The organism is Neisseria sp. (assembly GCF_041804105.1).
Lineage (GTDB): Bacteria > Pseudomonadota > Gammaproteobacteria > Burkholderiales > Neisseriaceae > Neisseria.
Map to the genome: position 1 here is coordinate 13142 of NZ_JBHCJY010000023.1, position 23050 is coordinate 36191.

General features: G+C 56.3%; 20 protein-coding genes and 4 tRNA genes. 9 read left to right on the plus strand and 15 right to left on the minus strand.

The window, feature by feature from the left end; translation table 11 throughout:
• Positions 1 to 374: 374 nt before the first annotated feature.
• Positions 375 to 1562: a succinyldiaminopimelate transaminase gene (dapC, locus tag ACEYDX_RS02360; RefSeq protein WP_373740439.1), complete on the plus strand. Its 1188-nt coding sequence runs from the start codon at positions 375 to 377 to the stop codon at positions 1560 to 1562.
• Positions 1563 to 2110: 548 nt separating this feature from the next.
• On the opposite strand, the gene ACEYDX_RS02365 is transcribed toward dapC, so the two are convergent.
• The 15 genes from ACEYDX_RS02365 to ACEYDX_RS02435 form a co-directional block, all read right to left on the minus strand.
• A tRNA-Val gene (locus ACEYDX_RS02365) sits at positions 2111 to 2186 on the minus strand.
• Between the two features lie 40 nt (positions 2187 to 2226).
• A tRNA-Asp gene (locus tag ACEYDX_RS02370) sits at positions 2227 to 2303 on the minus strand.
• Between the two features lie 32 nt (positions 2304 to 2335).
• A tRNA-Val gene (locus ACEYDX_RS02375) sits at positions 2336 to 2411 on the minus strand.
• A gap of 81 nt (positions 2412 to 2492) precedes the next feature.
• Positions 2493 to 4481: a cation:proton antiporter gene (locus ACEYDX_RS02380; protein WP_373740440.1), complete on the minus strand. Its 1989-nt coding sequence runs from the start codon at positions 4479 to 4481 to the stop codon at positions 2493 to 2495.
• 229 nt (positions 4482 to 4710) lie between these two features.
• On the minus strand, positions 4711 to 5457 hold the full coding sequence (fabG, locus tag ACEYDX_RS02385; protein WP_373740441.1) for a 3-oxoacyl-ACP reductase FabG: 747 nt from the start codon (positions 5455 to 5457) through the stop codon (positions 4711 to 4713).
• A gap of 170 nt (positions 5458 to 5627) precedes the next feature.
• Complete coding sequence (locus ACEYDX_RS02390; protein WP_373740442.1) at positions 5628 to 6149, minus strand: cytosine permease; 522 nt, start codon at positions 6147 to 6149, stop codon at positions 5628 to 5630.
• A gap of 127 nt (positions 6150 to 6276) precedes the next feature.
• Positions 6277 to 7305: a hypothetical protein gene (locus tag ACEYDX_RS02395; protein WP_373740443.1), complete on the minus strand. Its 1029-nt coding sequence runs from the start codon at positions 7303 to 7305 to the stop codon at positions 6277 to 6279.
• 318 nt (positions 7306 to 7623) lie between these two features.
• Positions 7624 to 8625 (minus strand): hypothetical protein, encoded by a 1002-nt coding sequence (locus ACEYDX_RS02400; protein WP_373740444.1) that lies wholly within the window; start codon positions 8623 to 8625, stop codon positions 7624 to 7626.
• 91 nt (positions 8626 to 8716) lie between these two features.
• Positions 8717 to 9643 carry an ACP S-malonyltransferase gene (fabD, locus tag ACEYDX_RS02405; protein ID WP_373740445.1) on the minus strand — a complete coding sequence of 309 codons (927 nt, stop codon included), beginning with the start codon at positions 9641 to 9643 and terminating at the stop codon, positions 8717 to 8719.
• A gap of 179 nt (positions 9644 to 9822) precedes the next feature.
• On the minus strand, positions 9823 to 11406 hold the full coding sequence (locus ACEYDX_RS02410; protein WP_373740446.1) for a DUF1294 domain-containing protein: 1584 nt from the start codon (positions 11404 to 11406) through the stop codon (positions 9823 to 9825).
• Between the two features lie 194 nt (positions 11407 to 11600).
• A complete protein-coding gene (locus tag ACEYDX_RS02415; RefSeq protein WP_373740447.1) occupies positions 11601 to 12563 on the minus strand; it encodes a beta-ketoacyl-ACP synthase III in 963 nt (320 codons plus the stop codon).
• A 167-nt stretch (positions 12564 to 12730) separates the two neighbouring features.
• Positions 12731 to 12807, minus strand: a tRNA-Pro gene (locus tag ACEYDX_RS02420).
• Positions 12808 to 13083: 276 nt separating this feature from the next.
• Positions 13084 to 13794 (minus strand): SAM-dependent methyltransferase, encoded by a 711-nt coding sequence (locus ACEYDX_RS02425; protein WP_373740457.1) that lies wholly within the window; start codon positions 13792 to 13794, stop codon positions 13084 to 13086.
• Positions 13795 to 13877: 83 nt separating this feature from the next.
• On the minus strand, positions 13878 to 14513 hold the full coding sequence (locus ACEYDX_RS02430; RefSeq protein ID WP_373740448.1) for a hypothetical protein: 636 nt from the start codon (positions 14511 to 14513) through the stop codon (positions 13878 to 13880).
• Positions 14510 to 15091: a nucleoside triphosphate pyrophosphatase gene (locus ACEYDX_RS02435; RefSeq protein WP_373740449.1), complete on the minus strand. Its 582-nt coding sequence runs from the start codon at positions 15089 to 15091 to the stop codon at positions 14510 to 14512. The genes ACEYDX_RS02430 and ACEYDX_RS02435 overlap by 4 nt, the downstream gene beginning before the upstream one ends.
• A 137-nt stretch (positions 15092 to 15228) precedes the next feature.
• On the opposite strand from ACEYDX_RS02435, the gene ACEYDX_RS02440 reads away from it, so the two are divergent.
• From ACEYDX_RS02440 to ACEYDX_RS02475, 8 genes are all read left to right on the plus strand, one after another.
• Positions 15229 to 15732 (plus strand): DUF177 domain-containing protein, encoded by a 504-nt coding sequence (locus ACEYDX_RS02440; protein WP_373740450.1) that lies wholly within the window; start codon positions 15229 to 15231, stop codon positions 15730 to 15732.
• Positions 15733 to 15766: 34 nt separating this feature from the next.
• The gene (gene rpmF / locus ACEYDX_RS02445; protein WP_003785213.1) at positions 15767 to 15946 is read left to right on the plus strand and encodes a 50S ribosomal protein L32; all 180 of its coding nucleotides are present in this window, start codon (positions 15767 to 15769) and stop codon (positions 15944 to 15946) included.
• A 215-nt stretch (positions 15947 to 16161) separates the two neighbouring features.
• Positions 16162 to 16689 carry a phosphoribosyltransferase gene (locus ACEYDX_RS02450; protein ID WP_373740451.1) on the plus strand — a complete coding sequence of 176 codons (528 nt, stop codon included), beginning with the start codon at positions 16162 to 16164 and terminating at the stop codon, positions 16687 to 16689.
• A 153-nt stretch (positions 16690 to 16842) separates the two neighbouring features.
• Positions 16843 to 17901: a phosphate acyltransferase PlsX gene (gene plsX, locus ACEYDX_RS02455; protein WP_373740452.1), complete on the plus strand. Its 1059-nt coding sequence runs from the start codon at positions 16843 to 16845 to the stop codon at positions 17899 to 17901.
• A gap of 155 nt (positions 17902 to 18056) precedes the next feature.
• Complete coding sequence (locus tag ACEYDX_RS02460) at positions 18057 to 18581, plus strand: RNA pyrophosphohydrolase (protein WP_373740453.1); 525 nt, start codon at positions 18057 to 18059, stop codon at positions 18579 to 18581.
• A gap of 348 nt (positions 18582 to 18929) precedes the next feature.
• Entirely contained in the window at positions 18930 to 20252 is a 1323-nt protein-coding gene (locus ACEYDX_RS02465; RefSeq protein ID WP_373740454.1) for a paraquat-inducible protein A, read from the plus strand.
• 171 nt (positions 20253 to 20423) lie between these two features.
• Complete coding sequence (gene pqiB / locus ACEYDX_RS02470; RefSeq protein WP_373740455.1) at positions 20424 to 22067, plus strand: intermembrane transport protein PqiB; 1644 nt, start codon at positions 20424 to 20426, stop codon at positions 22065 to 22067.
• A gap of 49 nt (positions 22068 to 22116) precedes the next feature.
• Positions 22117 to 22638 (plus strand): membrane integrity-associated transporter subunit PqiC, encoded by a 522-nt coding sequence (locus tag ACEYDX_RS02475; RefSeq protein WP_373740456.1) that lies wholly within the window; start codon positions 22117 to 22119, stop codon positions 22636 to 22638.
• The last annotated feature ends 412 nt before the right edge of the window (positions 22639 to 23050 follow it).

A 23050-nucleotide genomic window follows, 5' to 3' on the forward strand; every position in this document is an offset into this window, starting at 1 on the left:
ACGTTTGCGGTAGGCGGTATCGGGTATGCACGGATGTGGCATGACGATTGGTGTCTTTGTGTGGGAGAAATGGAACGGGCAAACGGTGAAAAAGCGGATGCAGCAAAGTGGTGTTGCCTACTATTGGTTATCCGATGAAAGGGCAGGGGGAGACAGTCAGGCCGTCTGAAAAACGATAGCGGTAGTAAACGGCAGCCGTTTGTTCATGATCGTTTGATTACGCAGACAACCGATAACCGGCTGAAAACGGTAAGTTTAGGTACGGGTATCAGGATTTTCCGGCGAATAGCCCCGTCTGACAAACCGTTTCACCTAGGCCGTCTGAAATGCTAGAATCAAGCCCTTTCCCATTTTGCCCTTGTCGAGCGCATGCCATGAATTCCCTGTTCAAACAACTCCAGCCTTATCCCTTTGCCCGCCTGCGCGAAGCCATGCAGGGGGTGGAGCCGCCTGCGGGCGTTGCGCCCGTGCCGCTGCACATCGGCGAGCCGAAACACGCCACGCCCGAAGTGGTTACCCGTGCGCTGGCCGAAAGCCTGTCGGAGCTGTCGCAATACCCGCTGACGGGCGGATTGCCGGAGTTGCGGCGGGCCTGTGCCGACTGGGCATGCCGCCGTTACGACGGTTTGAAACTCAACCCCGATACCGAAATCCTGCCCGTGCTCGGCAGTCGCGAAGCATTGTTCTCCTTTGCGCAGGCCGTACTCGATCCCGTTTCAGACGGCCTGAAACCTGCCGTTGTCAGTCCCAACCCGTTTTACCAGATTTATGAAGGCGCGGCGTTGCTGGGCGGCGGCGAAATATTTTTCGCCAACTGTCCCGCCCCATCGTTCAATCCCGATTGGACAAGCATCGCCGACGACGTTTGGCAGCGCGCAAAGTTGGTGTTTGTCTGTTCGCCCAACAATCCCAGCGGCAGCGTGCTGCAACTGGATGATTGGAAAACGCTTTTTGCCTTGCAGGACCAATACGGCTTCGTAATCGCGTCCGACGAATGTTATTCCGAAATCTATTTTGACGGCAGCAAGCCCATCGGCGGTTTGCAGGCGGCGGAGCAGCTCGGCCGCAGTAACAAAGGACTGGTGATGTTTACCAGCTTGTCGAAGCGTTCCAACGTGCCCGGCTTGCGTTCCGGTTTTGTGGCCGGTGATGCGGAGCTGCTCAAATCCTTCCTGCTCTACCGCACCTACCACGGCAGTGCCATGAGCATTCCCGTCCAGCGCGCCAGCATCGCGGCATGGAATGACGAAGCCCACGTTGTCGAAAACCGACGGCTGTATCAGGAAAAATTCGACCGCGTATTGCCCGTTTTGCGGGAAGTGTTTGATGTCGAACGCCCCGATGCATCATTCTATATCTGGTTGAAAGTTCCCGACGGCGACGACTTGGCGTTTGCCAAAAAACTCTGGCGCGAAGCCGCCATCCAAGTATTGCCCGGCCGTTTCCTCGCCCGCGATACCGAGCAGGGGAACCCGGGTAAAGGTTATGTCCGCATCGCACTTGTGGCTGATGTGGAAACCTGCGTGAAAGCGGCGGAGACGATGGTGTCGCTGTTCCGCTGAATGCCGTGGAAACAAAGGCCGTCTGAACATGCTGTTTCAGACGGCCTTTGTGGTTCCGGTTGGATCAGAAGGGTGGATTTTGATGATGTTGTGTTGGAATATTCCGTTATCCGGGTGAAGGCTGTGTTCCGAATGTTTGGTAATAATAAACTGTTTTTAAATAGACTTTAAAATACGCCGGTTGTCGGATTGGCACGTATATGAACAGACAGATGTTTGCGTCAATCGATACCGGAGATAATGAGGTAATGAAAGATTGGCCTTCATTTTATTTCTGTGCAGGGCGGAAATCCATATTTGGTTTGACGGCCGTTTGAATAATAGCTTCCGTTGTTTTCATGGATTCCTGTCTGCACACGGTTGGAAGATAAGCAGGAAATTGTGCATTATTCTTTAGCGGTCCTGCACAGAAAACCAATTAGCATATATGGGCAATAATTGGATTTCGCGGGAACTGTCGCGAAAACCAGTCGATTGGTTATATCCGCGAATGGATATGGTTGAAACGGAAACAGCCTTGCAAAAGCATGCAAGGCCGTCTGAATATGTGGTGGGTGATGACGGAGTCGAACCGCCGACATTCTGCTTGTAAGGCAGACGCTCTACCAACTGAGCTAATCACCCTGTGAATGGAAAAGCACCGGAATCCGGTGCTTTTGAAAAGTGGCGCGGCGGACGGGGCTCGAACCCGCGACCCCCGGCGTGACAGGCCGGTACTCTAACCAACTGAGCTACCACCGCGCATTCACTGTTTTTCAACAATGAAAGGAAACTGGTGGGTGATGACGGAGTCGAACCGCCGACATTCTGCTTGTAAGGCAGACGCTCTACCAACTGAGCTAATCACCCTTTAAATTGTTTCGCAGCGTTGCTGCGAAGTCGGTATTAAACCAAAATGCGTGGTTCTACGCAAGCGTTATTTTGCAGAAATTATACATTTCCCTGCAAACTCCAGTTTTCAAATGAAATTATTTTATCTTTGGCACCGGCTACCACCAGTATGTCTCCGGCTTCCAAATTGAAATGTTCGTCGAAAACATCGATACGGCTGGTGTGGCGGCGTACAAACAGCAGACGGATGCTGTTTTCGGCGGTAGGCAGTTCGGCCGGTTTTTTGCCGACGGCATAGGCTTCGGCCGTCAGGGGGAAGGCATGGCGGCTGATGTTGTGGCTTTCTTCCGACAAGGTGGTTTCGTCGTCGCTGCCGGTAAACAGGTCTTCCAGTATGGCGTAACGGCTGCGGCGCAGTCCCATCATAATCTGGTGGACGCGCTGGTAGGGCAGGCCGTTGCCGAGCAGGGCGTAACTGGAAAGGGCGAGGCTGGTTTCTTTGGTATCGGACACGGCTTCTTCCGCTCCTGCATCGGTAAAGGCTTGCAGGTAGTCGTCGTTGATGGCGCGTACATAAACCGGCATGGCGGGGTGCAGGCTCATGATGTTGTCGAGAACATGTTGGGTTTCGTGCATATTGTTGAGTGTGATGACGACCATTTTGGCACGTTTCAGGCCGGCGGCTTCCAATACTTCGCGCCGTTTGGCATCGCCGAAGGCAACGGGTTCGCCCGCGCTTTTGGCAACTTGCACACGCTCTACGTCGAGGTCGAGGGAGAAGTAGGGGATGTTTTCCTGTGCAAGGATACGGCCTACGGTTTGGCCGCCGCGTCCGAAGCCGATGATCAGCACATGGTCAGACTTGCTCATGGTTTGGATGAGCATGTTGTGCAGATCGACGGCCTTCATGTCCCAGCTTGATTTGACGAAAGTACCGATGATTTTATCGCTGCCGTTCAGGATAAAGGGCGCGGCGATCATGGATAACAGGACGGCGGCGGTGGCGGCCTGTTCCAATTCGGGCGACACCATATTGATTTTGCTGGAAACCGCCAGCATGACGAAACCGAATTCGCCGCCTTGCGCCAGATACAGGGCCGCTTTCATGCTGTCGGCGACGGGATGCCGCATTTTGAAAGCCACCACAAATACCACCAGAGCTTTCAAAACAATCAGTATGGCCAGCAGCGTCAGCACCATCGGCCAGCCGTCTATCAGCGCGCGGATGTCGAGTTTCATGCCGACGGTAATGAAGAAAAAGCCCAACAGGATGTCGCGGAACGGACGGATGTCGTCTTCGACCTGAAAACGGTATTCCGTTTCCGAAAGCAGCATCCCCGCCACAAACGCACCCAGCGCCATCGACAAACCTTCCAGCTCGGTCAGGTAGGCAACGCTCAAGATAACCAGCAGCACGTTAATCATGAAGAGTTCGGAAGATTTCCGCTTGGCTACCATACGGAACCATTTGGACATGATGCGGCTGCCGAGCACAAACAGCAGAACCAGCGTAACCACCAGCTTGACGGCCGCCCAACCCAATTCCGCCCACAGGCTGCTTTCCGCACCGCTGCCGCCTGCGAGGGCGGGCAACAGAATCATCAGCGGCACGACGGCGATGTCCTGCATCAGCAAAACGCCCATAGCCATTTGGCCGTGGGTTTGTCCCAGCTCGGTTTTTTCCGACAGGATACGGCTCACAATCGCGGTGGACGACATCGCCAATGCACCGCCGACGGCAAATGCCCAATTGAACGGAATGCCCATTATCATCAGGATGCCCATAATCCCCAGCATGGTGATGACAACCTGCATTCCGCCCAAGCCGAAAACCAGCCGTTTCATCGCCCTGAGTTTGGGCAGGGAAAACTCCAAGCCGATGCTGAACATCAGAAAGACGATACCGATTTCGCCCAGATAGTCGGTGGCTTCGTTTTTCGGAATCAGGCCGAGCATGCCCGGCCCGGCCAAAAAGCCGACCAAAAGATAACCGAGCATGGAAGGGATGTTGAATTTCCGGCAGTAGATAACGGTGATGACGGCGGCCAGAAGGACGATAACGATGGGGGCAAGGGAAAAATGGTGCATGTTTTTATTTTATAGGGATAAATTTTAAAATGGATATTCGGTTGGTTATCTGCGGATGCTGAAATTCGTCAGGTAACAACAAAAAACATTGGCGAGACGGCCTTTATAAACCATCGGCGAAATCCTAACTATTGTAACAAAATTTGCGTAAATATGTGTTTTTATGAAACAAAAGGCCGTCTGAAAATGTTTTTCAGACGGCCTGTTCACATCTTTTACTGCAATAACATCAAGGCATCAGCATACCGCCGTTGACGTGCAGCGTTTGGCCGGTGATGTATTTCGCCTGGTCGGAAGCCAAGAACAATACCGCATCGGCGATGTCCTGCGCGTCGCCGAATTTGCCCAGCGAAGTTTGCGCTTCAAACATTTTACGCGTTTCTTCCGGCAGGGCGCGGGTCATGTCGGTGTCGATGAAGCCCGGAGCAACGCAGTTTACCGTGATGCCGCGAGAACCGACTTCGCGCGCCATCGATTTGGCAAAACCGATTAAGCCTGCTTTGGCAGCAGCATAGTTGGTTTGGCCGGCGTTGCCCATCACGCCGACGACGGATGTGATGTTGATGATGCGGCCGCTGCGCTGTTTCATCATGCCGCGCAACACGGCTTTACTGGCGCGGAATACGGATTTCAGGTTGACCTGCATAATCTCGTCCCACTCCTCTTCTTTCATGCGCATCAATAAGTTGTCGCGCGTGATGCCGGCGTTGTTGACCAGAATGTCGAGTTTGCCGAATTCTTTTTCGATGTCGGCAATCAGCGTTTCGATGCTTTCCGGCTCAGCAGAATTCAAAGCGCGGCCTTGGCCGCCCCATTGCGCCAAACGTTCGCCGATGGCGGCCGCGCCGCTTTCGGACGTGGCCGTGCCGATAACGGTTGCTCCCGCAGCGGCCAAAGTGTCGGCAATCGCCGCGCCGATGCCGCGCGACGCGCCGGTTACCAAGGCGATTTTGCCGCTTAAATCTTGTGAACTCATGTGGTTGTCCTTTCTTGGTTAGACAGGGTTTCAGACGGCCTTTGAAACATCAGGCCATCGACAGGCCGTCTGAAAGAAAAAAGTGGTTTGCGGTGTTTTCAGACGGCATGGCATACGGAAAAACCGCAGATAAGTGGCTGCGAAGGCCGTCTGAAAAACCGATTGCGGTTTCAGACGGCCTTATACCACAAAACCGTCAGCAGCAGAAATCCCGCCGCCGCCCATGCCGCCCAACGGACGGCAGGCGTGTCGGGGCGGGGCGCGCCGCTGATGTTGGGTTGCGGATTGGCCGGCAGGTACAGACCGAAAAGAATCTGTATCCAGATCACCAGAAAAACGGGCAGCCCGAACGCGGGCAGCGCCCAGCCGATTACAGCGGATACGGCGGCAATTTTCAAGAGCCATTCCGATACGCGCCATCCGCGTCCGGCATCGTTGCATCTGCGCCCGAGCAGGCCGTTCTGCCAACGGAGCAGAATATAGGCGGCGGCAACGAAAACCGCCGCTGCGCTGCCGATGTGCCCGAATGCCGTCCCCGTGGTTCCTGCGGCTCTGTCCAGCAGCCATGCCGTCAGGGGGAACAGTACGTTGAAGCCCAGTACGACCGGCAGGTTATGCGCGAGAAAGCGGGTGCGGCTGAGACGGCGGTTGTCGAACAGGTCGGGACTGTTATCGTATTCGATATACGGCATGGGCGGGGTTTTCGGGAAGATTTGGGCAAGGGTTCAGACGGCATCCGTTGCCGGAGCGTGTGTGTTGCGGTGCCGGACCGATATGCGGGCCAACAGCTTGACTGGACAGCCGCATGATCCGGTTTGGTCAGGTTGGTTCCGGCAGGCTGATGCTCAGGTACGGCTCTATCTGCAAAACGTATTTTATCCAGTTGCCGAAACTGTATTTTTCACGGATTTCAGACGGCATTTCGTGGTACGGCTTGGCAAGAAACGCTTCAAGGCCGTCTGAAGATTTGCCGTCCCAAATGAAAATGTTGTCGGGATGGTAGAAGTCGTATTTTTTGATTTCGGCGTTGGTGGTGATGAGCTTTTTGCGGTAGCCGAGTGCTTCGAAGGGGCGGAAGGAGAGGCCGTTGTGGGCGGGGTGTTTGAAATCGAGCAGGATGCGTGTGTGGCGTGCACGGGCGAGGTTTTCGGCATAACCGGCGGGACGGTCGGCGGTGCGGATGCCTGCGGCGGCGTATTGCGGTTCCAGCTCTTTGATTTGGTTCCGCCCGCAGGCGACGGTGATGTCGGTGCGCAACCCTGCGGTTTGGGCGAAACGGGCGATGTCGATCAGGGATTGGGTGCGTTCGGGGATGTGCGAACCGATGAAATAAAGGTCGGTGTCGGGTTCGGCTTCAAGGCCGTCTGAAAGGTGGTCGAAGTAGAAATTGGTCAATGGCAGGTAGTTGCCGGAGGGTAAATCGGCGGGATCGAAAACGTAGAAACGGTCGAACAGGGCGACGGCATCGTAGATGCCGGGATAGCGGGCAAGGCCGTCCCATTGGTAGGCGGCGCAGGTTTTGCGGGTTTTGCGGCGCACGGCGTCGATGAGTTCCGGACGGAACAGGTCGGCACGGATGAACAAGGCGTAGTCGGCTTCGGAACTGTTTTTGACGGTATCCGTCAGGCGGCGGTGCAGGGCTTCTTCTTTCAGGCGGCCTTTGGCGGCTTTGTCGCGCAGGAATAAGCGGCGCAGTTTGGCTTTGAATTTCGCGGCGGCGGGAATGTCGAGATTTTGATAGGACGGTATCAGGTCGGTAACGTCGAAACCGTGGTGGCGCAGTGCGTCGAGCATGACGCCGTAGATGTCCATATGATCGGGCATGCCGAGGAAAAGGGAGCGGGGCATGGGGTTCCTTTGTTTTTGAAGGGTATTTTTCAGACGGCCCGAAGTTGCGGAGAGGTTTTTGATATGCCGTCTGAAACCTGAACCGTTATTATAGGCTTACGGAAGCCCGCTGCACTGTTTGCAAGAAATATTCCATTGTCGGAACCCGCAATGTGATGAAGCAAAAGCGATTTTTTGAACCTCGGTGCGGGTTGCCGATTGCGCGGCGTATGCCGTCTGAAAAAGGTGGCGGTTTGTTTGTATGGTGAGTCCGTTTGGCGTTGCCGGTATTGCCTGCGGGGGGGGGGGGTAAAGGCCGTCTGAAGTGCGGGCTGTGCTTCAAGCCGGGGCGAACGCGCGCTCTATCCACCGGCCGAATGAGTAGTATTGTTTGGTTTCTGGCGGCAGGGAGACGTAAGGCGTTTGCAGGAAGGTTTGCAGGCCGTCGAGGTTTTGTCCGTCCCACACGAAGATGTTTTCGGGGCGGTAGAAGTCGTATTCCTTGACAGTTTGGTTGGTGGTTACGGTTTTTTTGTCGAAGCGCAGGGCGTCGAAAATGCGGAACGACAGGCCGGTGTGGTCGGCCTGTACGAAGTCTGCCACGGCGCGGCAGGCGGCGGTTTTCTGCAGGTTCTGTTCGAAGCTGAGTATGGTTTGGCGGTTGAGGTAGCGGATGCCGCCGTGGCCGAACAGTTTTTCGGCGCGTTCGTCTTTGCAGTAGATGTGGAAATCGAGCGGGAGTTTCAGACAGCGGCATTCGTCGATGAAGCGTTTGGTTTCGGCGGCGCGGGAGTCTTCGTAGCCGCCGAGAAAATAGAGGCCGTCTGAAAGGCCTGCGTTGTGTATGGGGAAGTCGAAGTAGAAGTTGGTGGTTACTTCGAGTTTGTGCTGCGGATATGCGGCGGCATCCTGTTTGTCGAACACGAGACAGCGGTCGAAATAGGGCAGGTATTCGATGATGTCGGGGAAGCGTCCGACGCCGTCCCATTGGTAGTTGACGCAGAATTGCGCGTGTTCGCGAACCAGGCGGATAAGGGCTTTGGGGTAGATGTTGGCGCGGATGCAGAGGGCGTAGTCGGCTTTTCTGCCGCCGAGTGCGGCCAGTTTGCGCTTGATGTCGGGCAGGTAGCGGGAGTATTTGAGCTGTTTTTTGTAGTCGCCGTCTTTGGTTACTTTTTTGTGGTAGAGCGACAGCAGGCGGCAGCCGAGATTGGGGTAGTAGGAATCGCGGTCGTCGTAGCAGAGGTTGATGACGTCGTAGCCTGCGTGCCGCAGGCTTTTTTCGATACATTGGTCGAGGCCGTACATATAGGGTACGGCCAGAATGACGGTTTTTTTCATGACTGGCGTGCTTGATGTTACTGCTTGTGTGTTCGCGGCAATGTATGGAAACGGGCGGGAACGGGTTATCCGCCCCGCCTGAATTGTATTTTTAGTGTGTTTCGATGAACGCTTTCACGCTGTCGGTGGAAACCAGCGCGGTGCAGACGGCATCTTTGTTGATGCGTTTGGCCAAACCTGCCAGCACTTTGCCCGGGCCGCATTCGGCGGATTCGGTGATGCCGTCTGAAACCAGCGCGTTGACGGTTTCCGTCCAGCGCACGGGGCTGTAAAGCTGGCGGACGAGCGCGTCTTTGATTTTGTCGGCATCGTCGTAGGAGGCAACGTCGGCGTTGTGCACCACGCGGATTTGCGGCTGTTTGATTTCCACCGATTCCAACGCTTCGGCGAGCTTGTTGGCGGCGGGTTTCATCAGACTGCAATGCGAAGGCACGGACACGGGCAGCGGCAGGGCGCGTTTGGCACCGGCTTCTTTGGCGGCATTCATGGCGCGTTCGACGGCGGCGGTGTTGCCCGCAATCACGACTTGGCCGGGGGAGTTGAAGTTAACCGCTTCCACCACTTCGCCTTGTGCGGCATCGGCGCAGATTTGTTTGACCTGTTCGTCTTCCAGTCCCAAAATCGCAGCCATCGCGCCCACGCCTTGCGGTACGGCGCTCTGCATCAGTTCGGCGCGAAGGCGTACCAGTTTCACGGCGTCGGTAAAGTCAAGCGCACCTGCCGCAACCAGCGCGGTGTATTCGCCCAAGCTGTGGCCGGCGACTGCGGCAGGCACTTTGCCGCCGGCTTCCAAGTAGGCACGATAAGTGGCGACACCGGCAGCCAGCATGATTGGTTGCGTATTAACGGTTTGGCCGATGAGCTCGGCATCGTCGCCGTTAATCATCGCCCACAGGTCTTGGCCGAGCGCGGCAGATGCTTCGTCGAAAGTGGCTTTGACAACGGGCTGGCTGTCGAAGCCGTTCATCATGTTCAGGCTCTGCGAACCTTGTCCGGGGAAGAAGAATGCGAAAGACATGGGGATTCCTTTGGTTGGCTTTAGTGCGGCGGTTGGCGGGAAGGCCGTCTGAAAAACACCGTCATGGCGGTACGGACAGACAGGGTGGGGATGAAAACGCCATGCCAAAACGGCCTGTAAACGGCAGGTTTTTCAGACGGCCTGCGGAAACGGCTGTGTAACCCGGCCGACGCACAAAATCAGTTTCTCAAAAATACAGACACGGGATTATCGGCGTAATGTACCAAGAGCACATAGGTCATGGCAATATTTGCGGCCACCGTTGCCCAGAAAAGCCAAATAAAAGGTTGTTGGTTTTGTTTGTGCCGGAGCAGGTGCTGCGCGATCAGCGCGCCCGGCCAGCCGCCGATAACGGCACAGCGGTGCAGCACGCCTTCGCCGATGCGTTCGAAATAGGCCGTGTCGCTGCGCTCGCCATTGCGCCGCATGGCTTGGACGGCTTCTTTGTCTTTCAGGTAAAACCAGAATGCGGCCAGCGATGCGAAGAAGTAGATGCCCGACAAGGTTGCCGATAGCCAGCCCACCGCCAGCAGCCAAGCCGCGGCCGCCGTTACGCTCAATGCAAACCACAGCGGTTTGCGGTCGGGCGCGGCATCGTCGCAGGGCGTGTCGGACGACAGCATTCCCGCGTGTTCTGACAACACCACCCGCGCGGCCTGCTGCCGTTCGCCCGCCACGGGCGGGCGGCAGAAAAATTTCACTTCGTCGCCGATGTGCGGGCGGCGGCCTGCATAATGGAATGCGGCTTCGTCGAACAGCACGTTTTGCGATTCGTCGCCGTAACGGATGAAGCCCTGCCCGCGTTCTTCGTTCCAAGCCACCACCGCGCCGCCGAAAACCTGGCCGACGGGCAGATGCTGCGGTGTTTCTCGCAACGGCTGGGCGGCTGCGGACTTCGGCGGCGGCGCATCAAGGCCGTCTGAAAACCGTTCGGTTTCCGGTTCGGGAACGGAACGGCCTGCCGCATCGGCTGCTGCTGCGTCCACCAGCACCCATTTGCCGCTGACATGGCGGTGCAGGCGGCCTGTCAGCCGGTCGCCCGGCTGCGGTATGGTCTGCCCTTCGCACAGGAATTGTCCCAATACGAAAACGGGCGTGCGGATGTCGAGACGGCTCGCACCCATGCCCGCGTTTTGCGCGATGTCCCATTCGGTAACGGTGATTTCGACTGTGTCGTTTTCTTTGAACGGCTGAAACAGCGCCACATCCGCCGCCACGGTTTTGCCGTCGGCGGTTTTCGTCAGGTAAAACTGTACCCGTTCGCCCGTTTGCGGTTTATAGCTGTCCACCAGCGACGCTTCGTCGGCAAAAATCCGCTGTTCCGAATTGTCGGGCTGAATCGAGCCGCGCTGCATTTCGGCAAACCAATGCACAATCGTACCGAAATGTTTTTTCGGCATTTTTGCGGTATACCCTCCCTGTGCGAGGTGAGGGTTCTGCGGAACGGCCGCTGTCTGCCTGATGTCTGCGTCGGACGGTACGGTGCGGGCGGCAGGCTGTGTGCCGTTATCTGTGTTTTCAATCCGGCGTGCCGCGGTTGCCGCTGCCTGCCATTTCGCTACATCCGCCGCCACCGCTTTGCCGTCGGCGGTTTTCCGCAGCGTAAACACCACGCGCTCGCCTGCCTGCGGGCGGTAGCCGTCGGTTAGGGATTCGGCATCGGCAAAAATGCGGCGTTCGGAACCGTCGGCCAAAATCGAGCCGCGCTGCATTTCGGGAAACCAGTGCACGATGATGCCGGAAAGTCGGGTGGGTTGGGTCATGGCAATGTGTTTGGGAAATGATGTATTGGTGTTAATTTGCGTAAGAAAAGATTATACAGGATAACCATAACAGGTGTGATATACGCATTTCTGTAAAAATAAGAAGGCCGTCTGAAAAATGCGGGGGAAAGCATTTTTCAGACGGCCTGTATGTGTATTTGTTGTGTTTTGGCTACGGTCGGGCAGGGGGACGGTCAGTATCTGACGAGCACCGCACCCCATGCGAAGCCGCCGCCGATGCCTTCGAGCAGCAGGGTTTGGCCGCGCTGGATTTGGCCGTTGCGGATGCCGTGGTCCAAGGCCAGCGGGATGGAAGCGGCGGACGTGTTGCCGTGGTCCTGTACGGTCAGCACCACTTTGTCCATGCCCAAGCCCAAATGTTTGGCGGTGCTTTCGATGATGCGGCGGTTGGCTTGGTGGGGAATAATCCAGTCAATCTGTTCCGTGGTCAGGCCTGCTTCGAGAATGACTTCGTCGGCCACTTTGGCCAGCATTTTGACGGCGAATTTGAATACGCCTTGTCCGTCCATGTGCAGGTAGGGCGAACCGCAGATTTGGCCGTTGGCGATTTGGCCAGGGGTGTTGAGCAAATCCAGATAGTTGCCGTCGGCCTGTAATTTGCCGTGGATGATGCCCGCTTCGTCGGATGCGCCCAAGACCACCGCGCCGGCACCGTCGCCGAACAGGACACAGGTGTTGCGGTCGGTCCAGTCGATGATGCGGCTGAACGTTTCCGCGCCGATGACCAATGCTTTCTGCGCCATGCCGGATTTGATGTAGGCGTTGGCGGTTTGGATGGCGTACATAAAGCCTGCGCAGACGGCCTGTACGTCGAATGCGGGGCAGCCGTTGGTTATGCCCAGTTTCTGCTGGACGATGGTGGCGGTGGCGGGAAACTGCATGTCGGGTGTGGCGGTGGCGACGATGACCAAGTCGATTTCTTCCGCTGCAACGCCGGCGGTTTCCAGTGCGGCGCGCGCTGCGGCGGCGGCCAGGTCGCTGGTTTTTTCGTTGTCGGCGGCGATGTGGCGGAATTTGATGCCGGTGCGGGTGGTAATCCATTCGTCGGATGTGTCCACGGTTTGGGCCAAGTCGTCGTTGCTCAGTCGCTTGGCGGGCAGGTAGCTGCCGGTTCCCAGAATTTTGGCGTATCGCATGGTTGGTCTTTTATATTGTTGAAGGTTAAGGGAATCTATTGTAAGCGAAAACGGCGCGGTTTTCTAATTTTCTAATGAAATCAGGCCGTCTGAACGGTTTTCAGACGGCCTCGGCGTTGGGCGGAAACGGTTCAGGCGGCCTGTAAAACAGGCCGCCTGAAAGATTTTGGTCGGAATGAGAGGATTCGAACCTCCGACCCCTTCGTCCCGAACGAAGTGCGCTACCGGGCTGCGCTACATTCCGTAAAGATGTGCATTGTAAATATAACGTCGGCGTTTGGCAAGCGGTTTCGCTGTGCCGCATTTTCCGTTTCAGGCCGTCTGAAACGGGAGAATCCGGTTTTCAGACGGCCTTTGGCGGTATGGCGGAACAATAAAAACTGCTGTGGTTCGGCTTGGGGTTTGTGTCGGGACTACCTCTGAATTTGTTGTCGGATGCTGTTTTGCGTGTTCTAAGGATTGCTTGATTAAGGTTCGGCGGTGCCTGCCGTTCCGGTATCGGAGTGGGACAGTCTGCCTGTTAACCTGCGTACAGTACGAAAATCGTCGGGCGTTTTTTCAGGTTGGGCAGAGCCGGCATTTTGTGCCAGTCGGCAACGGTTTTGCTGGTAACGGTTTGGGTCGGCAGGGTCAGGTCGCTGGCGGTGCAGAGCAGGGTGGCGGGGGACAGGTGTTCCAAAGCGTCGCCCAGCAGGGCATCGTTGCGGTAGGGCGTTTCGATGAAAATCTGCGTTTCGTTGTGCGCGCGGCTGCGTTTTTCCAAGGCTTTCAGGGCATCGATGCGTTCGGATTTTTCAGACGGCAGATAGCCTTTGAATGCGAAATTCTGGCCGTTTGCGCCGGAAGCCATCAGCGCAAGCAGGATGCTCGACGGGCCTACCAGCGGGCGGACTTCAAATCCGTGTGCGTGTGCCAGAGCGACGAGCCGTGCGCCCGGATCGGCCACGGCGGGACAGCCCGCTTCGCTGAGCAGGCCGGTACTGCGGCCTTCCTGCAGGGGCTTGAGCAGTTCGGACACAGTGTTCGGGTCGGTGTGCTCGTTGAGCGTTTGAAGATTGAGTTCGCGAATCGGCGTGGTAATGCCCAAATGCTTCAAATGGGCGCGGGCGGTTTTTTCGGCTTCGACCACGAAATCGGTCAAGCCGCTGATTTGTGCGGCTTCGTGCGGCAGCAGGCAGGGGGTGTCGGGTGTGCCGAGCGGGGTGGGGATGAGGTAGAGTATGGGCGGCATAGTTGGATTAAGTGTGTATAAAAGGATGCTTGGAATGGTAGGGAGGTTTTCAGACGGCCTGATGAATTGCAGGCCGTCTGAAATTAAGTGTGTACCGTTGCGGCGGTTTCGGTTTGGCGGGTTATGCGCATCATCAGGGCGGCCCATATGCTGCCTGCGGCCAGACAGGAGATGCAGCCGAAAAAGATGTAGGCAAAAACGGAGCCGGGAGAAAAATCTGTGTGCCGCAAACCGTTGAAGGTTTCGGGGCGTGCCAGACCGAACAGGTTGAGCAGCGATTCCCACCACCATGAAAATAACGGCGTATAGAGCGGCGGCATCAGTGGGTAGGAACTGAAAACCGCAAGCAGCCCCGTCAGAATAAATATGGCGGAACGACCGGATGGCAGGGACTGCTTTTGCCTGTGTTGCCGCCAAAGCAGCAGAGACGCAATAACGGTTTGTACAATGACAGCAGCCAGCAACCAACAAAACAGAACGGTACGCAGGTGTGCAATTTCGGGATTGTGTCCGTCGTGCTGCGATATGGTGGCCAAAAAGCTGTACCACGCGGGCAGCCATAAGAAAGACAAGACTGCCGCGCCGAGCCATGTGCACGGACGGCGCAGCAGAAACGGCTTGTTCCACAGTGTGCGGCACATAACGAAAATCTGCCATAACGCGAACAGTGTGACGATTGCGGTCAAAATCAGTAAAGGGATGAGTACCATGCTCATCATATTTCCAAGCCTTCGTTTTGCAGAAATTCCACCAGTTTGAAGATCGGCAGGCCGATTAAGGCGTTCGGGTCGGTGCTGTCGATGCGTTCGAGCAGAACCGCGCCCAGTCCTTCGCTTTTGGCCGCGCCGGCGCAATAAACCGCATCGGGTTCGCGGGCAAGGTAGCGGTCGATTTGGGCTGCGGTCAGCGTGCGCATCTGTACCACGGTTTTATCGACGTGGCATTGCAGGCCGTCTGAAAAAGTGTTGAGCAGACAGAGTGCGCTGTAAAACTCAATCCGCTGTCCGCTTAGATCGGCCAGCATTTTCCGTGCGGCACCGGTGTGCATCGGTTTGCCGAGTTGCCGTCCGTTGCACCAAGCTACTTGGTCTGCGCCGATAATCAGGTGTGCGGGGAATGCTTGCGCCAGCGAACGCGCCTTGCCGACGGCCAAACGCAAAGCGGTTTGTTCCGCGGTTTCGTCTGCGGCGGGCGTTTCGTCGAAATCGGGAGCGGCCGTCTGAAAATCCAAGCCCAGCCGTGCGAGCTGTTCGCGGCGGAAGGGCGAAGTCGAGCCGAGGATGAGGGGGCGTGCCATTGTTTGGTTTGTCCGTGTCTGATGTCGGAGGGATGTGCCGCAAAACCGGTTAACCCGACGGTAAATCTGACTGGTTTTGTTTACAGGGCGGTAAAAATATTGACTGGGAAGCGATAAAATTATATCATGCCCCGTTTATGTTAACCCCTATTTTGATTGACCCCGAAGCGTTCGCCGCCGAGCAGCAGAGCCTGCAAGGGCGTTTTACCTTGGCGGATTTGGACGGGCGTGTTTCTTCGCACGAATATTTTGCCGACAGGCAGGCGGAAGTGTCGTTTGCGCTGAAAGGCGGGCGCGACCGTTTGCAGCGGCTCTTTATCGATTTGGAAGTCAGGGCGGATATGCCGTTGCTGTGTCAGCGGTGCGTGAAGCCGATGTCTTTCGAATTGGACGAAAAATGCCGTATCGTGCTGTTTGCGGACGAAGTAGGTCTCGACGAGGCGATGCTTTCCGATGATGAGTTGGAAGGTATGGTGTTGCAGGCAGAGCTGGACGTTCGGGAGCTGGTGGAAGACCAAATCCTGATGGCGCTGCCGTTTTCTCCCCGCCATGAAGACTGCGGCAATACTGTGCTCGAGGAAGTCAATCGCGACAAACCCAATCCGTTTTCCGTGTTGGCAGGTTTGAAAAGCAGCCGCTGAACCGGTTTACGTTTTATATTTTTAGGAGCTTGAAATGGCCGTTCAACAGAACAAAAAATCCCCCTCACGCCGCGGTATGCACCGTTCGCACGATGCGCTGACCGCGCCCGCACTGTCTGTGGACGGTGCGACCGGCGAAGTGCACCGCCCCCACCACATTTCTCCCAACGGCATGTACCGCGGCCGTAAGGTTGTGAAAGCCAAAGGCGAATAATTACCGCCTGCCGCTATGGACGCAAAATCGAGAAGCCAGATTGCCTGAAACCGCAATTGCTGGCTTTTTTGCGTTAAATGCCGAAACGGTATTGCCGTTTTTTCAGACGGCCTTTCCGGTTGAAGGCTAGGCCGTCTGAAAAGGCGGCATGCCGACAACCGTATCCTGATCTTTTCCTTATTATCTCCCGTTTTCCCCATTTCCCGACAGCCGCCATGAAACAGAAAATCTGGTACACCTACGACGACATCCACCGCGTTATCCGCAACCTTGCCGCTAAAATCCAAGCATCGGGCATGAAATACGATGCCATGATTGCCATCGGCGGAGGCGGTTTCATCCCCGCGCGTATGCTGCGTTGTTTCCTCGATATTCCGATTTACGCCGTAACCACCGCTTATTACGACAGCGACGATTTGGGCAAAGTAACGGAAGAAGTGAAAAAGGTGCAGTGGCTCGATCCCGTTCCCGAAGTCCTGAAAGGGAAAAACGTGCTGGTGGTGGACGAGGTGGATGACAGCCGCGTGACGCTCGAATTTTGTCTGACCGAATTGGCGAAAGAAGATTTTGCGACCATCGGCATTGCCGTTCTGCATGAAAAAATCAAAGCCAAAGCGGGCAGTATTCCGGCCGGAATGCCTTATTTCAGCGGGATTACGGTGGAAGATTTGTGGATTAACTATCCGTGGGATGCGGAAGACATCGACGAACATAACCGCTTAGCGGCGGAAAGCAGCACCTAACAACGGTGGTTCGGATTTCAGACGGCCTTTCCGTGCCGCCGTTTTGCAATTTGTAAAATGGGGCATGATATGCAGGCCGTTTAGCCGTCGGGCCGTCTGAAAAACAGAATTGCGCCGAATACACCGCAACCAGTCAGAAAGCCAATAGCCAATATGATTACATTAGCCGTAGATGCCATGGGCGGGGACCACGGCCTTGCCGTAACCGTGCCCGGCGCCGTTTCGTTTTTACAGCAGCAGCCTGATGTCCACCTGATTATGGTGGGCGACGAAATCCCGTTGAATCAGGCGTTGGCGGAGGCCAAAGCGCCGATGTCGCGCATTACCGTGCAACATGCTTCGCAGGTGGTGGAAATGGACGAAGCCCCCCAGCTGGCGCTGAAAAACAAAAAAGATTCGTCCATGCGCGTTGCCGTCAACCAAGTGAAAGAGGGCAAGGCGCAAGCTGCCGTATCCGCGGGCAATACCGGCGCGCTGATGGCGACCGCGCGCTTTGTGCTCAAAACGGTCGAAGGCATCGAGCGTCCGGCCATTGCCAAATTCATTCCGGGCAAAAACAACCACTTTACCCTTGCCCTTGATTTGGGTGCGAATGTCGATTGTACGCCGGAGCAGCTTGTTCAGTTTGCCGTTATCGGCAGCGAACTCGTGCAGGCGCTTCATCCCGAAAAAGGCAGCCCGCGTGTCGGTCTGGTTAATGTCGGACATGAAGACATCAAAGGCACGGACACGGTCAAACAGACGCACAAGCTGCTGCAGGGCAGCAAACTCAACTTCATCGGCAATGTGGAAGGCGGCGACATTTTCAATGCCGGCGTCGATGTGGTGGTGGCCGACGGCTTTGTCGGCAATATCATGCTCAAAACCATGGAGGGCGCGGTTAAATTCATCGGCAGTTCCATCAAGCAGGAGTTTGAGCGCAACCTGTTTACCAAAGCGTCGGCGCTGATTGCTCTGCCGGCCTTGAAAGGCTTTAAAAACCGTTTCGACCCCCGCCGTTTCAACGGTGCGATTTTTCTCGGTTTGCGCGGTGTGGTCGTCAAAAGCCACGGCGGTACCGATGCCGTCGGTTTTGCCTTTGCCCTTGAAGAAGCCTGCCACGAAGCCCGTGCGGCAAGTATCGAGCGCATCGAACAAGGCGTTGCCGCTCAACTTGCGGCGTTGGCGGCGGTGCGGGCGGAGCATGCGGCGGCAGACGAAGCTGCCGAGTAACTGCCTGTCGGTTCGCTTGGAACCAAGAAGGCCGTCTGAATTTTTCAGACGGCCTTCTTTCGTTTGCCGCAGTTGCAGCGGATGCTGCGGATTTGGCAAAACACGGGGGTTTATGGGAAAATCGCGGCATTGAATTTTTTAGATAGGGCGGTTTTGTGTTAGACAGAGAAGGTTATCGCCCCAATGTCGGTATCATCCTGACCAACGAACGCAACCAAGTATTTTGGGGCAAGCGTGTGCGCGAGCATTCGTGGCAGTTTCCGCAGGGCGGCATCAAGCCCGGCGAAAGCCCTGAAACGGCGATGTACCGCGAACTTTTGGAAGAAGTCGGCCTGCTGCCGCAGCATGTGAAGATTTTGGGGCGCACGCGCGACTGGCTGCGTTATGATGTGCCGAACCACTGGGTACGGCGCGAATGGCGCGGTTCCTACCGCGGGCAGAAACAGATTTGGTATCTGCTGCGCTTGGTCGGACGGGACAGCGATGTGCATCTGCGTGCTTCGAGCCATCCCGAATTTGACGGCTGGCGTTGGCACGATTATTGGGCGCCGATTGAAGAAGTGATTGATTTCAAAAGGGATGTGTATGAAGGCGCATTGGCCGAACTGTCGCGGTTCATGCGCGGTTTGGAATCTTTGGAATCGTTCCGGCAGCGTTACGAAGCCGGACAGACGAAATAGCAGCAGGCAACGCTTTCAGGCCGTCTGAAAGCGTTGTTTTTATTGGCTGTGTTTTCCCGGCTGCGCCGTTTGCAGGGTTCGGACGGCCTGAATCCGTCGGCTTGCTGTTCCCGTGAATCGGTAGCTTTCCGTGAATCGATCGGTTAAGCGGGCAACGGGGAGCGTGTCTGTTCGTCGGCCGTCGGTCGGGACGGATGTATCCGCACATGTAAAGAAATCAAGAAAGGTTTGGGAATGTTTTGGCCATATTTCAGACGGCCTTCGCAAGACGGGCGGCTGCTGTATGGAGGTGCGAAAGTTTGCCGGCCATAAACTTTTTACCGTAAACGCTATCTATAAAAAAACACCATGAAAACCGTATATGCCTACCGCCGCTGGCGGCGTGCGTCGCTTCAGGAGCATGCGGCGTTGCCCGCCCATACGCTCGACTGCCCCGAATGCGGGAAGCGGGTGAATGTGCCGCGCCTGTTGCAGGGGCATACGGCCAACTGCCCGCGCTGCGGGCATATGCTGGTGCGGGTGGAAGGCAATCCGTTTTGGGCGCCGCTGGCGTATGCGTCGGCTTCGCTGATTGTGATGGCGTTTGCGTACACGATGATGTATGTCACAGTGTCGCTGGCGGGGGTAACGTCGATTCTGACGCTGCCGGAAATGATGCGGCAGTTGATTGTGCAGGATTTCGGTTTTTTGGCGGAAGTGATGTTCGTGTTAACGTTCGGTTCGCCGCTGCTGTTCCTGCTGCTGGGCATTTATGTGTATACGGCGCTGGTGTGGGAAAAGCCGTTTCCCGGGCTGCTGTATGCGACGCGGGTGTTGGTGCGGCTGCGTCATGTGATTATGGTGGACGTGTTTTTCATTTCGACGCTGGTGGCGTATATCAAGCTGGACACGGTGTCGGTGGTGGTGTTCGGCGAAGCGTTTTACCTGATGCCGGTGTTGGCAGTATTGCTGCTGCGCACGTCGGTATCGATGCCGCAGCATTGGGTGTATTACCAGATTCACCGTATTTTGGGACACAGCGCGGTTCAGACGGCTTCGGACAACCGCATCTGCTGCAGCCGCTGTCTGTATTTCCGTGACGAAAGCGAAGACGACTGCGGGGTGTGCGGGGTCGATTTGTACCGCCGCAGGCCGAAAAGCCTGAGCCTGTCGCTGGCGTTTCTGATTGCGGCGTTCCTGCTGTATTTTCCGGCCAATTTTTTCCCGATTATGATTTCTTCCAACCCGACTGCGCTGGAGATCAACACGATTCTGAACGGCATCGTGTATATGTGGGAAGACGGCGACCGGCTGATTGCGGTGATTATTTTCAGCGCGAGCGTGGTGGTGCCGGTGGCGAAGATTGCGGCGATGCTGGTGCTGATTTGGAGCGCGTATTTTTCGCCGCCGCTGCCTGCTGCTAAAATGACCCTGATGTACCGCATCACCGAATCCATCGGCCGCTGGTCGATGATTGACATTTTCGTCATCATCATCCTGATGAGCGCGTTCCACACACATACGGCCCGCGTGGTGCCGGGCGAAGCGTCGGTGTATTTCTGTCTGGTGGTGGTGCTGACGATGCTGTCGGCCTACTTCTTCGACCCGCGCCTGATTTGGGACAAACAGAAATCTTTGCAGACGGGCAGGCAACAGGCCGGACACGATGCCGATACGGAGCAGGCCGTCTGAAAAACGGCGGTTCGGCGGAACCGGACGGCAGACGGATGCGCCCGATGCCGCAGACCGCCGAGCTGCAGTGGGTTTTTCTTAACAACTGCCTGAAACTGCGGAGAATCAGTCCGCCGCACCGGATTCTATTTTCAGACGGCCTGCGTGCCGTCGCTGACAACGACGAAACTTATGAAACACAAGCAAAACGACGATTTAGAGAGCGTGCCCGCCAAAGTGAAACGGACGAACGTGTTCGTATCCGTGGTGTGGCTGATTCCGCTGATTGCCCTGATGGTGGGCGGCTGGCTGCTGATGCGCGAAATCCGCAATACCGGCCCCGAAATCACCCTGCTGATGGACAGCGCGGAAGGCATCGAAGTCAACAACACCGTGATTAAAGTGCTCAACGTCGATGTCGGCCGCGTGACCAAAATCAAACTGCGCGACGACCGCAAAGGCGTGGAAGTCACCGCGCGGCTCAATGCCGATGCAAAAGACATGATGCGCAAAGACACCCAGTTTTGGGTGGTGAAGCCGCGCATCGACCAAAGCGGGGTAACGGGTTTGAACACATTGCTGTCGGGTTCGTACATCGCCTTTACTCCGGGCAGCGCCGACGAAACGAAAGACACGTTCGAAGTGCTCGACATCCCGCCGATTGCCGCCATCGGCCAAAGCGGCGTACGCCTGAAACTGTCGGGCAAAAACAAAAAAATCCTCGGCGCGGGCAGCCCCGTGATGTATGAAAACTTTATGGTCGGACGGGTGGAAAGCTCGAATTTCGACCCAAAAGACCAAACCGTCCACTACACCGTGTTCATCCAAAGCCCCAACGACAAAATGATTAACGGCAGCAGCCGTTTCTGGCTGGAAAGCGGCATCAGCATCGAAACCGGCGGCAGCGGCATCAAGCTCAATTCCGCGCCGCTGCCCGCGCTGCTCACCGGTGCCATCGCCTTCGACACGCCGAAAAACAGCGATGCCGAACCCGTTGCCGCCGCCAACAACGACCGCTTCACGCTCTACAACGACCGCAGCGAAGTCGCCAACCTGCCCGGCGGCCGCGCGCTTTACTACATCGCCTTCTTCAAACAGAGCGTGCGCGGCCTGAACGTCGGTTCGCCCGTCGAATACAAAGGCATCAATGTCGGCATCGTTTCCGACGTACCGTATTTCGAGCGCAACGGCAGCTTACAGATGTTTGAAAACGGCTGGGTACCCGTGCGCATCCGCATCGAACCGTCGCGCATGGAAATCAACGCCGACGCGCAAAGTCGGGAACATTGGAAAAACCAGCTTCAGACGGCCTTAAACAAAGGCCTCACCGCCAATCTCGCCAGCAGCAACCTGCTGACCGGCAGCAAAATGATTGAATTGAGCGACGCAAAAGCATCCACCCCGCCGCTCAAACCGCAGAGCCATTACGCGGGCGACACCGTAATCGCCACGCGCGGCGGCGGTCTCGACGACCTTCAGGCCCAGTTGGGACAGCTTTTGGAGAAATTCAACAAACTGCCGCTCGACAAAACCGTGGGCGAACTTAACGGCTCGCTGGCCGAGCTCAAATCCACGCTCAAATCCGCCAATGCGCTTATCGGCAAACCGCAAACGCAGAACATCCCCAACGAGCTGAACCAAACCCTGCGCGAACTGCGGCAAACCCTCAAAGGCGTTTCGCCCGAATCCCCGCTCTACGGCGACGTGCAGAACACGCTCAAGAGCATAGACAACACCCTGAAAGACGCGCAGCCCGTGATTAACACATTGAAAGAAAAACCGAATGCGCTGATATTCAACAGCGGCAGCAAAGACCCCACCCCCAAAGGGCAGTAGGCCGTCTGAAAAAACCGCCCCGACCAACCCGAACCGGAAAGAATGTCCGATGCGAAAAATCCTCTATCCCGCCGCCGCCGTCCTGCTGGCGGCCTGCGCCGGTACCGAAGCCACCCGCTATTTCACACTGCCCGACAGCCAATACATCCGTCCCGCAGGTTCACGCAGCGAAACCGCCGTGCGCGTGTATCTGGCCGAACCGCTCGGCAAAGGCGGCCTTGTTTACCAAACCGACGCGCTCCACGTCAATTTCGCCCGCAACCATCTGTGGGCAGGCACGCTGGACAACGCGTTGGCCGCCTCGTTCAGCAACAAACTCAACCGCTTGGGCAGCCGCGACATATTCGTACCCGCCGCCCGCAGCCAAAGCAGCCGCGTGCTCAAAATCTACGTCGAAGCCTTCCAAGGCAGCTACCGCGGCGAAACCAAAGTCAGCGGCTACGCCCAACTGCCGAACGGCCAAACCCGCCCGTTCGACATCGCCACCCCGCAGAAAGGCGACGGCTACGCCGCCATGGTCGAATCGCTTGACCAAGGCGTAGAAAAAGCCGCGGCAGCAGTGGTGTATTAAAACCGCGTACACGATACAGGCCGTCTGAAATAGGGTTTTCAGACGGCCTGATATTTTTTGAGCCGTTTGGATATGCCGTTGGTGCTTAGATTTCCGTCATTCCCGCGCAGGCGGGAATCCAGACGTTAAGCTGTCGGAAACCGATGTTGTTCAACGGTATCCGAACCTAAAAGCTTCTAGATTCCCGCCTGAGCGGGAACGACGGAGAATTTAAACCTGCGTCGGTACGGTTAGTATGTAGGTACGGTTAGCGCCCCCAATGCGCGTAACCGTACGTTGGGCTGTGAGCTGCGGCAGGCCGTCTGAAAAATGTGTGTGCATTAAAAAGCGTGGCGTACGGTTACGGCGTATCGCCTAACCGTACCTACTTTTTTGTTACGGTTCAGGCCGTCTGAATTTATTTGGGTAAGCC

Excerpts from the sequence above, each read along its gene's own strand:
- ACEYDX_RS02435 (WP_373740449.1), bottom strand. The coding sequence starts at position 15,091 with ATGGCACGCCCCCTCATCCTCGGCTCGACTTCGCCCTTCCGCCGCGAA.
- ACEYDX_RS02425 (WP_373740457.1), bottom strand. The coding sequence starts at position 13,794 with ATGCCGCCCATACTCTACCTCATCCCCACCCCGCTCGGCACACCCGAC.
- fabD (WP_373740445.1), bottom strand. The coding sequence starts at position 9,643 with ATGTCTTTCGCATTCTTCTTCCCCGGACAAGGTTCGCAGAGCCTGAAC.
- ACEYDX_RS02475 (WP_373740456.1), top strand. The coding sequence starts at position 22,117 with ATGCGAAAAATCCTCTATCCCGCCGCCGCCGTCCTGCTGGCGGCCTGC.
- ACEYDX_RS02415 (WP_373740447.1), bottom strand. The coding sequence starts at position 12,563 with ATGCGATACGCCAAAATTCTGGGAACCGGCAGCTACCTGCCCGCCAAG.
- ACEYDX_RS02400 (WP_373740444.1), bottom strand. The coding sequence starts at position 8,625 with ATGAAAAAAACCGTCATTCTGGCCGTACCCTATATGTACGGCCTCGAC.
- dapC (WP_373740439.1), top strand. The coding sequence starts at position 375 with ATGAATTCCCTGTTCAAACAACTCCAGCCTTATCCCTTTGCCCGCCTG.
- ACEYDX_RS02430 (WP_373740448.1), bottom strand. The coding sequence starts at position 14,513 with ATGATGAGCATGGTACTCATCCCTTTACTGATTTTGACCGCAATCGTC.
- plsX (WP_373740452.1), top strand. The coding sequence starts at position 16,843 with ATGATTACATTAGCCGTAGATGCCATGGGCGGGGACCACGGCCTTGCC.
- ACEYDX_RS02410 (WP_373740446.1), bottom strand. The coding sequence starts at position 11,406 with ATGACCCAACCCACCCGACTTTCCGGCATCATCGTGCACTGGTTTCCC.
- pqiB (WP_373740455.1), top strand. The coding sequence starts at position 20,424 with ATGAAACACAAGCAAAACGACGATTTAGAGAGCGTGCCCGCCAAAGTG.
- ACEYDX_RS02450 (WP_373740451.1), top strand. The coding sequence starts at position 16,162 with ATGAAACAGAAAATCTGGTACACCTACGACGACATCCACCGCGTTATC.
- fabG (WP_373740441.1), bottom strand. The coding sequence starts at position 5,457 with ATGAGTTCACAAGATTTAAGCGGCAAAATCGCCTTGGTAACCGGCGCG.
- ACEYDX_RS02395 (WP_373740443.1), bottom strand. The coding sequence starts at position 7,305 with ATGCCCCGCTCCCTTTTCCTCGGCATGCCCGATCATATGGACATCTAC.
- ACEYDX_RS02440 (WP_373740450.1), top strand. The coding sequence starts at position 15,229 with ATGTTAACCCCTATTTTGATTGACCCCGAAGCGTTCGCCGCCGAGCAG.
- ACEYDX_RS02465 (WP_373740454.1), top strand. The coding sequence starts at position 18,930 with ATGAAAACCGTATATGCCTACCGCCGCTGGCGGCGTGCGTCGCTTCAG.
- rpmF (WP_003785213.1), top strand. The coding sequence starts at position 15,767 with ATGGCCGTTCAACAGAACAAAAAATCCCCCTCACGCCGCGGTATGCAC.
- ACEYDX_RS02380 (WP_373740440.1), bottom strand. The coding sequence starts at position 4,481 with ATGCACCATTTTTCCCTTGCCCCCATCGTTATCGTCCTTCTGGCCGCC.
- ACEYDX_RS02390 (WP_373740442.1), bottom strand. The coding sequence starts at position 6,149 with ATGCCGTATATCGAATACGATAACAGTCCCGACCTGTTCGACAACCGC.